We start from the raw sequence: 15,010 nt of genomic DNA, 5'->3' as shown, positions 1-15,010 counted from the left end.
GGGTGAATAAAGTGATAGTGGTAAATGAAGATAGCGTTATACATGGTAATACTGTTCTGCAGCCTAAATATAATCCTTCCATAGACAAAGGAATAGATAGGGAAAAAGAAGCAAAGAGAAAAATAAAGGAAAGAAACCAAAGGCAAAGAAGACTTAAAGATAAAGTTAAGGTTATAAGAAATATAGCGTTAACTTTCGCTATAGGATTAACCTTAGTAGGTAGATACTGTTATATATATAACATGCAAATGGAACTGAATTCTATAAAATCAAATATAGGCGAAACAAATAAGGATAACGAAAATTTAAAAGTAGAGCTAGTAAAGTACAATAATCTTCAATACATAGAGGAAACTGCAATAAATAGGCTGCATATGTTACCACCAGATAAAAGTTCAGCAATTTATACTGATTTACATAAGGATGTTATACAATACACAGAGAAAAAAAGTAAAGAAGAGACACAACAGAATATATGGAATAAGTTGAAAAAGATGCTATTTTAAGTTTTATAAGCAATTAGTCAATATTTATTACCTTCATAGGATTGCTTAGAACAACTTAAATAGCTGTTCTTAGTAATATTTTACGGAGGTAATAGTTTGTCTAAAAAAGAATATAGAGATAAAGTAGTTATCCGAAAGAGAATGGTAGTTGTTTTCAGCTTTCTTTTTGTTGCATTCTGCGTGCTATTTGGCAGAATGTTTTACGTAATGGTGCATCAATCGGCTAAACTTAAAACATTAGCAATTGATCAGTGGACAAGTGAGGTAAAAATTGATGCTAAAAGAGGTAGGATATTAGATAGAAACGGGCACGAGCTTGTAGTAAGTGCTAACGTTTATAGAGTAGATTTGGATATGAACACACTAAAGGATACTATGAAAGAAAAAAATTTAACACAGGATGAAGTTGCAGATAAATTAGCTTCGGCCTTATCAATGGAAAAGACTCAGGTTTCCAAAATACTTAATAAGAAGCTACCTGGTGGACTTCCATTAGGTTCTGCTTATCTTAAGAGGAGAATAGAAAAAGATGAAGCAGACAAGGTAAGGGATTTAAATTTAAGAGGAGTTTTAATATCTGCAGATACTAAAAGATATTATCCTAACAACAATTTTTTAGCACATGTTCTTGGACATACTAACTCTGATGGTAATGGACTTACAGGGGTAGAATTATATTATAATAAGGAGCTATCAGGAATACCAGGAGTCAGGATTGCTGAAACAGATAAAAAAAGCAAGGGTCTTCCATACACTATTTCTGAATATACTAAACCCAAGGATGGTAAAGATGTTGTTTTAACCATTGATGAAATGATTCAGCATTTTGCAGAAAAAGCCGCAGATCAAGCCATGATTGATAATAAAGCGAAAGCTGTAACTATAATAGTTATGGATCCTAAAAATGGTGAAGTTTTAGCGTTGGTTAACAAGCCGGACTATAATCTCAATGATCCATGGATTAAAGATAAATCTTATGATGAGCTTCAGAAAATGTGGAGAGACAGAGCAGTAAATGATACTTTTGAACCTGGATCCATATTTAAAGTAATTACAGCCTCAGCTGCCATGGAAGAAGGTGTGGTAAGTGAGAATGATAGATTCTCTTGTTCAGGCAGTTTTACTGTAGCAAATAAGATTATACATTGTTGGAAAACTTCTGGTCATGGAGAAGAGAGTTTTATTGATATATTAAAAAACTCTTGTAATGTAGGTTTTGCTGCTGTTGGTAAAAAGGTAGGTAAAGAGAACTTGTATAAATACATACAAAAGTTTGGATTTGGTGAGAAAACAGGTATAGATTTACCAGGAGAAGCAAAAGGAATAATTAAAAAACCACAGAGTATTAGTGATCTAGACTTAGCCACTATATCCTTTGGACAGACCAATACAGCATCACCTATTCAATATCTAACTGCTTTAAATGCTGTAGCAAATGGAGGATATTTAATAAAACCTCATGTTATGAAAGAAATATCCCATTACGATGAGAATACGGGCTCGGAAACAGCAGATAAAAGCTATGATGTAAACAGTAGTATTAAAAAAATATTAGATTCAAATAAGATGGCTCAGTTAAGAGGCTATCTAGAGAAGGTTGTTTCAGAAGGTGGAGGAAAGAAGGCTTTTATAGATGGATACCATATAGCCGGAAAAACAGGAACAGCTCAAAAAGCTGGACAAGGGGGATATCAGCCAGGAAAATATATATCATCTTTTGGTGGTATGGCTCCGGCTAATGATCCTAAAATCACAGTATTTGTATCTATAGATGAGCCAGATCCTTCCAATTATTATGCAGGTCAAATTACAGCACCAGTAGCGCAACAGGTATTTAATGATATATTTAATTATCTAGATATGAAGAGTGATGCTAGTGCAGATGATGTAGCTAAAAGTATGTTAAAGGATGTAATTGTGCCAGATGTAAGGGGAATGAAGAAGACAGATGGGGAAAAAGTTTTAAAGGGTCAAAAGTTAGAGGTAGAGGGTGATTCTAATGGAGAATATATTACAGATATGAATCCAAAGCCAGGATATACAGTTAAAGAAGGAAGTAAAATTATCCTTTACACAGGAAGCGCACCAAACTATAATAAAGTAGTAACAGTTCCAGATGTTACAGGTTTAGGCCGAGAGCAAGCAATATCTATATTTAACAGTATAGGACTTAAAGCAGATTTTGATGGAGATGGAATGGTAACGGATCAGAGTGTTACTCCAGGAAAAGAAGTACCTAAAGGGACAGTTATAAATGTTCATACAGAACCAATAGGAGATTAATATTTAGGCATGTAACGCAGACTAGAAAACAAAATTCTATATGCGCTGCATGCCAATGCTATGTAAAGAAATTTAAGTTATTGCAGGGTTCGTGGGTGGAAACTTAACTTATACTCCGGAATATGTTGTCAAACTTCAGCACGTTAAAAACTTTTAATCAGTCTAAAGTTCGTGTTTTTGAAAATCTAAGAACCTTTGATAAACTCGCTATGCTCAAACATATCAAACGTCCTAAGATTTTCTAAAACACTTCACTAAGACTGATAAAAAAGTTTTTAAATGTGCCGTCAGTTTTGACAACATATTCCTACGTATAAGTTAAATTTCAGCCGTAGAACACTATATAAATCTATAAGAATACTAGGGAGTTGATGTAATGAATCTAAAGGAAATATTGAGGGGTATAGAATATCAACTTACAAAAGGAAATGAAAATCTAGATATAAAAGAAATACAATATGATTCTAGAGCTGTTAAAGCTGGTGATTTGTTTATATGTATTGAAGGTTATAGTACAGATGGACATAAATACATAAGTAGTGCTGTTGCTAAGGGTGCGGTGGCTATTATATGCAGCAAGGAAATAGATAATATACCTGATTGTACGGTTATAATGGTAAAGGATAGTAGAAAAGTTATGGCATTGGCTTCGGCAAATTACTATAATAAGCCTGCTGAAAAGATGAAAATAATTGGGGTTACAGGAACTAATGGAAAGACTACATCTACTTTTATGATAAAGTCTATATTAGAAGCAAATGGTTATAAGGTTGGACTTATAGGAACTATAGCCAACTATATAGGCAGCCAAAAGATACCTGCACATAGAACTACACCAGAGTCACTAGAACTTCAAAAGCTATTTAAAGATATGATAGATCAGGGGGTAGATTACTGCGTAATGGAGGTTTCTTCCCACTCTTTATATCTAGATAGAGTTTATGGAATAAAGTTCTCTCAAGCTATATTTACAAATTTAACACAGGATCATCTAGATTTTCATAAAACCTTTGAGAACTACTATAATGCAAAGCTTATTTTATTTAAAAATACTTCTAATTCAATTGTGAATATAGATGATAACTATGGATACAGAGTATATAATGATGCCAAGGGTAACAGCAGGATGTCTTATTCTATAGAAAAGGAAAGTGATGTAAAGGCATCTAATATAATTATGCATTCTAGAGGAATAGAATTTGACGTAACATACAAAGAACAATGTGAGCATATAAATTTAAATATACCAGGTAAGTATAATGTTATGAATGCTCTTGGCAGTATAGGTGCCTGTTTGAATGAAGGAATATGTCTTGAGACTATAAAAAAAGGTCTAGAAGGTATGCTTTGCGTACCGGGCAGATGTGAAATTGTTACCCAAAATTATAACTTAGGGTATGAAGTAATAGTTGATTATGCACATACTCCAGATGGTCTAGAAAATATATTAAAAACTGCTAGAGAATTTACAAAAGGGAGACTTATAAGTGTATTTGGCTGTGGCGGAGATAGAGATAATGCTAAGAGGTCTATAATGGGAAGAATAGGAACGGAATTAAGTGATTTAGCAGTAATCACCTCGGATAATCCTAGGACAGAAGATCCATTGTCAATAATACAGGAAATAAAAAGCGGTATTAATAAAGACAACTTCATTATTATAGAAAATAGAAGAGAGGCCATTAAAAAAGCTATGGAAATGGCAGAAAAAGATGATGTTATTGTGGTAGCTGGAAAAGGACATGAAGATTATCAAGTACTAAAAGATAAAACTATACATTTTGATGAGAGAGAAATTATTGCAGAAATAGTTGGGGAATTAAAAAAATAACTTTATAGCTATTGGAAAGGGGTTGGCAGCTATTGGAAAGAATGACTTATAAAGAAATAGTTGATGCAGTTCAAGGAAAAATAATTTTAAAGGGAGAAAACTTTGAATTTAATGCTGTTAGTACAGATACAAGAAAAATAGAAAAAGGTAATATATTTTTTGCATTAAAAGGCGAAAATTTTAATGGTAATAATTATATAAAAGAGGCTAGTGAAAAAGGTGCGGTTATCTGTATTGTGGATGAAATAAAATACAAAGAAGAAGATATTAATAAAAATACTACAGTTATTAAGGTTGAAGATACAAGAAAGGCATTACTTGATTTAGCGGAATTTTACAGAAGTAAGCTTGATGTTAAAGTAATAGGAATAACTGGATCTACAGGTAAAACATCAACTAAGGATTTGGTAGCAGCTGTTTTAAGTTCTAAATATAAAGTGTTTAAGACTGAAGGGAATTTTAATAATCAAATAGGTCTTCCGCTTATGATATTTAAGTTAGACAATAGCTATGATATTGCGGTTTTAGAAATGGGGATGAATAATTTAAATGAAATTCATACTATGGCAAAGGCAGCAAGACCAGATATAGCGTTAATAACTAATGTAGGAACAGCTCATATAGGAAATCTTGGAAATAGAGAAAATATACTTAAGGCAAAACTTGAAATTACGGATTACTTTAGTAAGAATAACACTTTGATAGTAAACAGCGATAATGATTTGCTAAGTAATATAAAAGAACATAACTTCCGATTAATTAAAACAGCAATAGATAATGAAGGAAACTTCAAAGCAGAAAATATATATTTAGGGGAAGAGTATGTTGAATTTTCAATTAATGAATCAAGTAACATTTTAGATGAAAAGTATCATATAGATGTTCCAGGAAAGCATACAATATCAAATGGTTTATTAGCTATAGTCTGTGGAAAAATTTTAGGACTAAATTATGCAGAAATAACTGACGGATTAAAGAAGCTGCAGACTACAGCTATGAGATTAGACATAATTAAAGGTGAAAAATTTACTATTATAAACGATTGTTATAATGCTAATCCCGATTCTATGAAAGCGGCTATAGATGTACTGAAAAATTTAAAAGCAAAAAGAAAAATTGCAGTTCTTGGTACTATGGGAGAGTTAGGACATAAATCCTTTAATGCTCATACAGATATAGGTAGATATGCCTTTGAAAATGGAGTAGATGTACTTATAACTATTGGAGAATTTAGTAAGGCTTACGAAGAAGGATATAATTGCTTACACAAATTCAAAGCCTTTGGCGATATTGATTCTGCTTCAAAATATCTCTTAGAACAGTGTCTGCAGTATGGAGATGCTATTTTAATAAAAGCTTCAAGAGCCATGAAACTTGAAATAATTGTTGATATACTAAAGAAGAATAACTGTTAAGGAGGTGAAGACGCTCTAAATTTAGAGCGCAAATATAATATGGACAAATTAATTTATTCAGTGTTAGTTGCATTTTTTATATCTATTTTAGCAGGACCTATAATAATACCTGTGCTTCATAAGTTTAAATTTGGACAGAGTATAAGAGAAGAGGGACCAAAAAGTCATCAAAAAAAAGCAGGTACTCCAACTATGGGAGGAATAATATTTATACTTTCCTCATTCATAACAATGTTTTTAATTGTTAGAAAGCTTGGAGATGAGGCTATGGTTGCTTTATATGCATTTGTAGCTTTTGGAATTATAGGCGCTTTAGATGATGGATTAAAGATTTTGCGTAAAAAAAACTTAGGACTTAGAGCTTATCAAAAAATGATTTTGTTATTAATAGTATCAGGTGCCTTTGCTTATTATGCTTCTACTAATATAGGTACTGACATTATAGTACCTTTTATGCATAAAAGCTGGAACTTGGGATTATTATATATTCCGTTTATTGTAATATATTTTACAGCTGTAACTAATGCAGTAAACTTAACTGATGGACTTGATGGATTAGCTACCTCTGTATCATTACTAGTATTGACATTCTTCTCATTAGTAAGTTTTGCTATGGGACATCATACTTTAGCAATTTTTTGTGCAGTTGTTGCTGGTGCACTTTTAGGATTTCTCAGATATAATGCTTTTCCTGCACAAATATTTATGGGAGATACGGGATCACTGGCACTGGGAGGTGCAATAGGTGCTATTGCATTGATATTAAAATTACCATTATTGGTTATAATAGTAGGTGGAATATATGTGATGGAAACATTATCTGTTATTATACAGGTTATATCTTTTAAGTTAACAGGAAGAAGAGTATTTAAAATGAGTCCAATACATCATCATTTTGAGCTGTCAGGCTGGCATGAAACTAAAGTTGTATCAGTGTTTTGTATAATTACAGTCATATTATGTCTTGTTGCTTTTTTATCATTGTAAGATAACGTATAATGTTAGTAAACATAGTCAGGCCGATGGAGTAATTAAGTAGGAGGATTTTATAATGAGTAAACCCAGCAGCAAAATGGGGCCTATAGATTTTGTGTTGTTTTCAACTATAATGCTTTTAGTAGCTATCGGAGTAGTTATGGTTTATAGCGCTAGTTCTTACAGTGCATTTTTTAATCTAAAGGATAGTATGTTTTATTTAAAGAAACAAGGAATAGCAGCTATCATTGGATGTTTTTCTATGTTTATGACAATTAGAATGGATTATCATAAAATAAAGAAATACACAAAGCTAATAATGATAGTTGTTGTTATATTATTGGCAGCTGTTTTCGCCTTCCCACCAGTAAATGGCGCAAGAAGGTGGATAACATTACCTGGTATACATATACAACCCTCTGAAATAGCTAAGTATATTGTAGTTTTATACATGGCTAAAAGCATAGAGACTAAAGGTGAAAAAATTAAAACTTTAAAATATGGTGTTATACCATATCTATTAGTTTCTGGGTTTTATGCTGGTATGGTTTTCTTAGAAAAAAATCTAAGTATTGCCACGGTAATATTGATGGTTACTCTTATTGTACTTTATGTAGCAGGAGCCAAAACCTCTCATATGCTCGGATTAATCGGATTAGTGGCACTGGCAGGGGTAGCGGGCATACTTTTTGAACCTTATAGAATGGCTAGATTTACTAGCTTCTTAGATCCATGGAAGGATCCGAAAGGAGATGGATATCAACTGATACAATCTCTTCTTGCACTGGGATCAGGAGGTATATGGGGAATGGGCCTCGGTAAGTCAAGGCAAAAGTGCTATTACATACCAGAACCTCACAATGATTTTATATTTTCTATCATAGGAGAAGAATTAGGACTTATAGGTTGTACCTTTATTGTTATACTGTTCATTATATTTATATGGAGAGGAATTGTAACTGCAGTAAAAGCTAAAGATACCTATGGAACATTACTAGCTACCGGAATTACATCGGTTATTGCGGTGCAGGCTATAATTAATATAGCGGTTGTTACAGGTTCTATGCCAGTAACTGGAGTCCCACTGCCATTTATAAGCTATGGAGGATCATCTATACTGTTTAATCTTATAGCTGCGGGAGTATTATTAAATATATCACGGCAAAGAGAATATGATTAACATTAAATTATAGCATTGCTTATGGCAATGCTATAATTTACTTTGTAAAAAATAATATAAATTTAATGAATATTTTAATGAAATTAATTTAATGAAGTGTTATTATATATATATGTTATTGTTGAAAATTATTAAGAGAAAAATTTAATATAAATTAAATTTGTTGTAACTTAAAAAATACTGTTAGCAAAACTTTAATTAGTACAGAGATATTTTGATTGTAAGTGTAATATTGTAAGCATTGTATAAACTAATGGTAGCATTAAGGTGGTTAAAATTTATGAGTCAAGCTCTAAATAAGACAAATAATGAATTAATTTTAAAAAGAAGAAAGAGAAAAAAGATAAAAAAACTCTTTATGCTGTTTATTATGTTAGTATCGCTTTTCGCTATACTCTGCCTAAAGCTTTCTTTTTTCAATATAAAAATTATTCAAGTTAACGGAAGTAAAAATATTTCGGACAAAGATATAGTTAATCTTTCTAATATTAGTATTGGAAATAACATCTTTTATATACATACAAACAGCAGTATAAATAATATTTTAAGTAATCCCTATATATATAGTGCATCTATAAAGAAGAGGCTTCCCTCAACCGTAATAATCGATGTAAAAGAAAGAAATGCTGTTTTTTATACTAAGTATGATGATAAATATCTTATAATTGACAAAGATGGTATAGTATTGCAGAAAAAAGACGATATAAAAAATATGAAACTTGTAAGATTAGATGGGTTCGACTATAGTAAGGTTGAAATAGGTAAGCCTATTAAAGATGATGATAAGCGAAAAATAGATGCAGTGACTGTTATAGGTAGTATAATACCTAATAGTACTGCAGTATCAGGTATGACTTCTGTTGATGTAACCAGTTCAATAGACATAAAACTATACTTTGGAGACATGTATATTAGACTTGGAGATGCTGCTAATATAGAGAAAAAAATTAACAAAGCTGTAAATATACTACAGAGAAAAGAATTACAAGGAGCTAAGGGATATATAGATGTAAGCTTTGATGGTAATCCTGTGTTCTTTATTCAAAAATAGGAGGATATATATTAATGCGTAGAGTTAAATCACAGGTCAGTGTAGCAGTAGTATGCGGAATACTTGGGTTTATGCTTGCTTATCAATTTAAAATTCTAATGAAGCAAGATCAAACATTAAGTATTACCAATAAAAATAGCACTGATGTTACTGTAGAAATAGAGCAGTATAAAAAACAAAAACAAGCACTAGAGCAAAAGGTAAACGACCTTCAAAATCAGGTGAAAAACTATGAAAATGCAGTAGCAGGGAAAAGTGATGCTACTAAAAATCTTTTGGAAGAATTAGATAATACTAGAATGATGACTGGACTTACGGATGTAAAGGGGCCTGGTGTAATAATTTATTTAGAACCTAACAATAAACTTTTAGGAAATAATATAGGGGATCAGATAACTGACAAACATTTAGCATATTTAGTTAATGAGTTAAGGTTTGCAGGAGCTGAAGCAATATCAATTAACGATATTAGAATAGTTTCTAGAACTGGTATAAGAACTGCTGGAAACTATATATTAATAAATGACGAAAAAGTTTCTCCATCAAGCAGAATTGTAATACAAGCCATAGGAGATAAAAATTTATTATATAGTGATTTGAGTTTTCCAGAAGTTTTTTCAGATTTCAAAATGTTAAGTGACGTTAAATTTGAAAAATCCGATAACATAGTGATTAAAAAATACAATAAAACTTATAAATTTGAATATGTAAAACCAGTAAAACCAGTAAAACAATAGATTAGAGGTGTATACAAATAATGATAGGATTTATTGGACTTATAATCGGGATAATAGTAGGTGTTATTTGGAATGTTAATATTCCTGATAAGTTTTCTCCCTATATGTCGGTGGCAATATTGGCCTGCCTAGATTCGGTATTTGGTGCCATAAAAGGAAGTCTTGGAAAAAATTTCCAACCAGATATATTTATATCAGGTTTTTTTGGAAATGCAGTTTTAGCTGCAGGTTTAGCTTACTTAGGAGATAAACTAGGGGTACCCATATATCTTGCAGCGGTAATAGTATTTGGGGGAAGAATATTTGACAACTTTGCAACTATTAGAAGATTACTAATTGAGAAGGCTAGAGCTCGTTAATGAGGTGAATTGAATGAAGAATAATGAAGCTAATGCTTTCGTTTTTATAGCTTCTATAATTATAGGTATACTGATATCTACGAATATTGGTTTTACTAGAGATACTGCGACAGTTTTTTTAAGTGCAAAACAATATCAAGATGCATATAACTATAAGAATAAGTTATATGGAGAAATAACAGGACTTATGAATCAATATGATGATTATTATACAAAACTACAAAAGTATAAAAATAATGAAGAAAACCAGTCTCAAATTGTTAGCACTATAAATGATGAATTAAGTGAAAATAATTTAATACTAGGAAAGACAGCTGTAGAAGGTCAAGGTATAACAATACAATTGAGAGATGCACCAATTGAATATATGACTAATACATTAGAAGATCAATTACTCGTTATCCACGATTTAGATATAGTACACGTAATAAATGATTTAAGAAATGCTGGAGCTGAAGCTATTTCTATAAATGGTCAAAGAGTAATAGATAAAACAGAAATATATTGTAGTGGAGCTTTTTTAAGAGTTAACGGCGTAAAGATAGCCGTTCCATTTTCAATTAATGCTATCGGAAACAAAGAGGTTTTGTATAATTATATGATGTCAAACGAAAACTATTTAAAGACTTTAATGATGCGAAAAATTAGAGTTGACGTTAGAGAAGTGGATAACACAAAAATACCTGCATATATAGGTGATGAAAAAATTAAGTTTATGATAAGAAAATAGTAAATATAAATTATAATATATGTCAGAACTTCTAATATAATATTTAAATTTAATTAAAATATTAATTAATTTTTGAAGGAATTTTAACTTTTATGAAGAATACTTATATTTATATGAAGAATACTTATATTTATATAATATAAATTACATTTACACACTAGGAGGAGACGGTTAAATTGTCAATTGGGGAAAATATATATGAATTAAGAAAAAAAATTCCACAGCATGTTACATTAGTGGCAGTTTCAAAGACAAAGTCCGTCAAAGAGATTGAAGATGCATATAATGCTGATGTTAGAGACTTTGGTGAGAACAAAGTTCAAGAACTCACAGCTAAGTATGATGAACTACCAAAAGATATAAGATGGCATCTAATAGGTCATTTGCAAAGGAATAAAGTGAAATATATAGTGGGAAAAGTGCATCTTATACATTCTTTGGATAGTATAAGACTCCTTGACGAAATTGAAAGACACTATAAGGAACAAGGACTAATAGCACAAGTATTAATTCAAATAAATATAGGAAAAGAAGAAAATAAAACTGGAATTTATATTGAAAATTTAGAAGATTTACTTGAAGCTTGTGAAAATTGCAGTAATATACAGGTAAAGGGTCTTATGACTGTTATACCTAAAGGTGATGAAGAAAGTTGCAGATACTATTTTAAACAAATGAAAAATTTATTTAATAAATTATGTGAAAGAAAATTTAAAAATGTTAAAATGGAATTCTTATCTATGGGAATGACTGGTGACTACAGCATAGCTATTGAAGAAGGAGCAAATGTAGTAAGAATAGGAGAAGGCATATTTGGGAAAAGAATGTATAATAATAAATAGGAGGTAATTTAGATGGCAGGAAAAGTACTAACAAAAATGATGGAATTTTTAGGATTAGAAGATGATTTAGATGAAGATATAGAAGAAACTGAAGCAAAAAAAGATACTAATGAGTCAAATGAAGTGGAGCCAGTTATATCTAGCTCGAAGAGACAAAATAAAGTTGTAAACCTACATACACATACAACTATATCAGCTAAGGTTAAAATTGTTAAACCAACAACTTATGAAGAAGCAGCGGACATTTGCGATGAACTTAAAAACAGGAAAATTGTTGTAATTAATACAACTGGATTAGAGACAAAAATAGCACAGAGACTACTTGATTTTATGGGAGGCGCAAGCTATGCACTAGGTGGAGACCTAGAAGAAATAGAAAAAGGTGTATACATATTATCACCAGCTAACGTTGAGGTTAGTAATGACTTAAAAAGTGAGCTTACAGGTAAAGGAATTTTTAGTTGGAGTAAGTAATATTGGAGGATAGTATGATAAGTAGTACTTTAAGGGTTGCAATATCTTTACTTTTTAGATTTATAGAAGCAGCTATATTGATTGAGGTAATTCTTTCATGGGTTATGCCAGGAAAAAGAAATACTTTTATTGATTTGCTGCGTGTGTTTACAGAGCCTTTTATGGCTCCAGGAAGAAAAATTCAAGAGAAGCTTATACCTGGTCTAATGATTGACTTTTCTCCTATTATAGCCTTATTTATATTAGATATTTTACAGAGGATTGTATTCAGTATTATTTGATATGAATAAAAAAGATTTTCTAAATAGGATGAATTCTATAGAGAATAGTATAGCTTCTAGTATTTATGATAAAATTGCTTTAGCACAGAAAACTAATAAAGTAATTTATTCAGGAGAATTTTATACTCCTAATATATGGATGCCATTAGAAAGCATGCAAAATAACTTAGGTATAGGTATTTATACTTATGGAATTTTTGAAGATGCAGAAAGAAAAATAGTAGCTTTTTCTTATAATGAGGTATGGGACTATCCAATAGACTTGGTTATGATAAAATGCAGTTCGAAATTTAATAAGCTATATCATAAAGATTATTTAGGTTCTGTAATGGCATTAGGAATTAAGAGGGAAAAATTAGGTGATTTAATATTAAAAGAAGATAAATGTTATCTTGCTGCAAGTGCAGAAATAAGTACATATATTAAATATAATTTAACTAGCGTAGGAAAATCCACTTGTTCTGTAGATATTTTAGATAGAGAATTTAATGAAATTCCTCTATATAATTTTGAATCCATTGTTGTTAATGTTTCTTCACTTAGAGTTGATTGTGTTGTTAGTTCTTTATGTAATATATCAAGGACTAAAGCTGAAGATTTAATTAGGCAGGGTAAAGTACTTATAAATTATTCTGAAGTCCTAAGAAAAGATAAAATATTAAAGAACGACTCTGTAATGACCATAAGAGGCTATGGAAAATTTAAAGTAATAGAAGAAGCTGGATGGACTGGAAGCGGAAGAATGAAAATCATTGTAAAAAAATTTGTTTAATTTGAGGTGTTCACAATGAGAATAACGGCTATGGAAATAACTAGTAAAGAGTTTAAAAAAGCTATTAGAGGCTATAATGCAGATGAAGTAGATGAGTTTCTAGATAGAATAGCCGAAAATTATGAAGCTCTTTACAAAGAAAATTCATCACTGAAAGAAAAACTATCCAATATAGAAGAGAGAATGAATCATTACAATAAAATGGAAAGCACAATTCAAAATACATTATTATTAGCACAAAATGCTTCGGAACAAGCAAGAGAAAATGCTAAAAAAGAAAGTGAGCTAATTCTTAAAAATGCAAACGAAGCTGCTCAAAGAATAATAGATAAAGCACATAGCGATGTAATACAAATTAATGATGAATTTGAAAGAACAAAACAAGAATTTTGTAAATTTAAAACTAAGTTTAGAAGTTTTATGGAATCTCAGTTAGAGATGTTCGATGATATGGAGAAAGAATTTATAAAAAATTACAACATTGGGTACGAAGTAAATGAAAATAGAAACCTACCAATAAAGGAAAAAGAGATAGAGATAGTATCTAGTGATAATACAATAGATACAACTGATAACTTGGAGGGAAACATTTTTACAAACGAAAATGAATTAGAAGAAATTAAAAACTTTTTTGTAAATGATTAAAAATCCCACTCCTTTGAGTGAGATTTTTTATTTTAATATAAAGTTGACAATCAACAATCATTTATGTAATGTATTAATCAGGTAAGTAAAAGTGATGGAAAAAATAACATAATATATAAATATTTTTAGGAGGTAGTATAATGATAATCGGAATTATAGGTGCTATGGATGAGGAGTTAGCAATTTTATTAAAGGATATGGAAATAGAAAGTACAAAAGTTAAAGCTAATATGAATTTTAATTATGGTAAGGTATATAATCAAAATGTAGTTGTAGTTAGAAGTGGAATAGGTAAGGTAAATGCTGCTGTATGTACTCAAATATTAGTAGATGATTTTAATGTAGATAAAGTAATAAATGTAGGTATAGCTGGCGGAATAGGAAAAGATGTTTATCCAGGAGATATAGTAGTAGCTGATAGCCTTGTACAACATGACATGGATACATCAGCTTTGGGAGATGAAATTGGACAAATACCAAGACTGGATACATATGATTTTAAATGTGAAATAAGTCTCGTTAACAGAGCTAAAGCAGCATGTGAAAATATAGAAGAACACAAAAGCTTTGTAGGAAGAATAGTTACTGGTGATCAATTTATTTGTAATACTGAAAAAATAAAATGGTTAAACGAAAAATTTTCAGCACTTGCTTGTGAAATGGAAGGTGGAAGTATTGCACAAGTCTGCTACTTAAATAGCATTCCTTTTGTTGTTATAAGATCTATATCAGATAATGCAAATAATGGAGCTCATATGGACTATGAAAAGTTTGCACCTATAGCTATTAAAAATTCAACAGAAATTTTAAAAGACATGCTTACAAATATGTAAGTGATATATAAACATGCTGGAAATTTAACTTATACGACCGGATATATTACCATGTTTCGTCACGTTAAATATTTTTAATTAGTCTAAAGCTTAAAT

At 30.7% G+C, this 15,010-nt stretch carries 16 protein-coding genes; all 16 read left to right on the top strand.

The window, feature by feature from the left end; translation table 11 throughout:
* Positions 1-11 precede the first annotated feature (11 nt).
* A complete protein-coding gene (locus tag HGI79_RS10335; protein ID WP_185650608.1) occupies positions 12-506 on the top strand; it encodes a hypothetical protein in 495 nt (164 codons plus the stop codon).
* A 96-nt stretch (positions 507-602) separates the two neighbouring features.
* Positions 603-2,789 carry a stage V sporulation protein D gene (locus HGI79_RS10340; protein WP_185650607.1) on the top strand — a complete coding sequence of 729 codons (2,187 nt, stop codon included), beginning with the start codon at positions 603-605 and terminating at the stop codon, positions 2,787-2,789.
* 376 nt (positions 2,790-3,165) lie between these two features.
* Positions 3,166-4,620, top strand: coding sequence for a UDP-N-acetylmuramoyl-L-alanyl-D-glutamate--2,6-diaminopimelate ligase (locus HGI79_RS10345; RefSeq protein WP_185650606.1), 1,455 nt, complete (start codon positions 3,166-3,168; stop codon positions 4,618-4,620).
* Between the two features lie 32 nt (positions 4,621-4,652).
* Positions 4,653-6,035, top strand: a complete 1,383-nt coding sequence (gene murF, locus HGI79_RS10350; RefSeq protein ID WP_185650605.1) for a UDP-N-acetylmuramoyl-tripeptide--D-alanyl-D-alanine ligase — start codon at positions 4,653-4,655, stop codon at positions 6,033-6,035.
* 39 nt (positions 6,036-6,074) lie between these two features.
* Positions 6,075-7,022 (top strand): phospho-N-acetylmuramoyl-pentapeptide-transferase, encoded by a 948-nt coding sequence (gene mraY / locus HGI79_RS10355; protein ID WP_185650604.1) that lies wholly within the window; start codon positions 6,075-6,077, stop codon positions 7,020-7,022.
* Positions 7,023-7,086: 64 nt separating this feature from the next.
* Complete coding sequence (gene spoVE / locus HGI79_RS10360) at positions 7,087-8,190, top strand: stage V sporulation protein E (RefSeq protein WP_185650603.1); 1,104 nt, start codon at positions 7,087-7,089, stop codon at positions 8,188-8,190.
* Between the two features lie 280 nt (positions 8,191-8,470).
* Entirely contained in the window at positions 8,471-9,241 is a 771-nt protein-coding gene (locus HGI79_RS10365) for a cell division protein FtsQ/DivIB (protein ID WP_185650602.1), read from the top strand.
* Positions 9,242-9,255: 14 nt separating this feature from the next.
* A complete protein-coding gene (locus HGI79_RS10370) occupies positions 9,256-9,978 on the top strand; it encodes a DUF881 domain-containing protein (protein WP_185650601.1) in 723 nt (240 codons plus the stop codon).
* 20 nt (positions 9,979-9,998) lie between these two features.
* Positions 9,999-10,337, top strand: coding sequence for a small basic family protein (locus HGI79_RS10375; protein WP_185650600.1), 339 nt, complete (start codon positions 9,999-10,001; stop codon positions 10,335-10,337).
* A 13-nt stretch (positions 10,338-10,350) separates the two neighbouring features.
* Positions 10,351-11,067 carry a DUF881 domain-containing protein gene (locus HGI79_RS10380; RefSeq protein WP_185650599.1) on the top strand — a complete coding sequence of 239 codons (717 nt, stop codon included), beginning with the start codon at positions 10,351-10,353 and terminating at the stop codon, positions 11,065-11,067.
* A 176-nt stretch (positions 11,068-11,243) separates the two neighbouring features.
* Complete coding sequence (locus HGI79_RS10385) at positions 11,244-11,909, top strand: YggS family pyridoxal phosphate-dependent enzyme (protein ID WP_185650598.1); 666 nt, start codon at positions 11,244-11,246, stop codon at positions 11,907-11,909.
* A 12-nt stretch (positions 11,910-11,921) separates the two neighbouring features.
* Positions 11,922-12,383: a cell division protein SepF gene (locus HGI79_RS10390; protein ID WP_185650597.1), complete on the top strand. Its 462-nt coding sequence runs from the start codon at positions 11,922-11,924 to the stop codon at positions 12,381-12,383.
* 14 nt (positions 12,384-12,397) lie between these two features.
* Positions 12,398-12,664, top strand: a complete 267-nt coding sequence (locus HGI79_RS10395) for a YggT family protein (protein ID WP_185650596.1) — start codon at positions 12,398-12,400, stop codon at positions 12,662-12,664.
* A gap of 1 nt (position 12,665) precedes the next feature.
* The gene (locus HGI79_RS10400; protein WP_185650595.1) at positions 12,666-13,436 is read left to right on the top strand and encodes an RNA-binding protein; all 771 of its coding nucleotides are present in this window, start codon (positions 12,666-12,668) and stop codon (positions 13,434-13,436) included.
* A 15-nt stretch (positions 13,437-13,451) separates the two neighbouring features.
* The gene (locus tag HGI79_RS10405) at positions 13,452-14,081 is read left to right on the top strand and encodes a DivIVA domain-containing protein (RefSeq protein WP_185650594.1); all 630 of its coding nucleotides are present in this window, start codon (positions 13,452-13,454) and stop codon (positions 14,079-14,081) included.
* 140 nt (positions 14,082-14,221) lie between these two features.
* Positions 14,222-14,914: a 5'-methylthioadenosine/adenosylhomocysteine nucleosidase gene (locus tag HGI79_RS10410; protein WP_185650593.1), complete on the top strand. Its 693-nt coding sequence runs from the start codon at positions 14,222-14,224 to the stop codon at positions 14,912-14,914.
* Positions 14,915-15,010: the final 96 nt, after the last annotated feature.

Source organism: Clostridium sp. DJ247, assembly GCF_014231265.1.
This window is presented reverse-complemented; position numbering and strand designations above follow the sequence as displayed.

Coding starts and splice junctions, on each gene's coding strand:
- HGI79_RS10345 (WP_185650606.1), top strand. CDS start 3,166: ATGAATCTAAAGGAAATATTGAGGGGTATAGAATATCAACTTACAAAA.
- mraY (WP_185650604.1), top strand. CDS start 6,075: ATGGACAAATTAATTTATTCAGTGTTAGTTGCATTTTTTATATCTATT.
- spoVE (WP_185650603.1), top strand. CDS start 7,087: ATGAGTAAACCCAGCAGCAAAATGGGGCCTATAGATTTTGTGTTGTTT.
- HGI79_RS10365 (WP_185650602.1), top strand. CDS start 8,471: ATGAGTCAAGCTCTAAATAAGACAAATAATGAATTAATTTTAAAAAGA.
- HGI79_RS10370 (WP_185650601.1), top strand. CDS start 9,256: ATGCGTAGAGTTAAATCACAGGTCAGTGTAGCAGTAGTATGCGGAATA.
- HGI79_RS10375 (WP_185650600.1), top strand. CDS start 9,999: ATGATAGGATTTATTGGACTTATAATCGGGATAATAGTAGGTGTTATT.
- HGI79_RS10380 (WP_185650599.1), top strand. CDS start 10,351: ATGAAGAATAATGAAGCTAATGCTTTCGTTTTTATAGCTTCTATAATT.
- HGI79_RS10390 (WP_185650597.1), top strand. CDS start 11,922: ATGGCAGGAAAAGTACTAACAAAAATGATGGAATTTTTAGGATTAGAA.
- HGI79_RS10395 (WP_185650596.1), top strand. CDS start 12,398: ATGATAAGTAGTACTTTAAGGGTTGCAATATCTTTACTTTTTAGATTT.
- HGI79_RS10400 (WP_185650595.1), top strand. CDS start 12,666: ATGAATAAAAAAGATTTTCTAAATAGGATGAATTCTATAGAGAATAGT.
- HGI79_RS10405 (WP_185650594.1), top strand. CDS start 13,452: ATGAGAATAACGGCTATGGAAATAACTAGTAAAGAGTTTAAAAAAGCT.
- HGI79_RS10410 (WP_185650593.1), top strand. CDS start 14,222: ATGATAATCGGAATTATAGGTGCTATGGATGAGGAGTTAGCAATTTTA.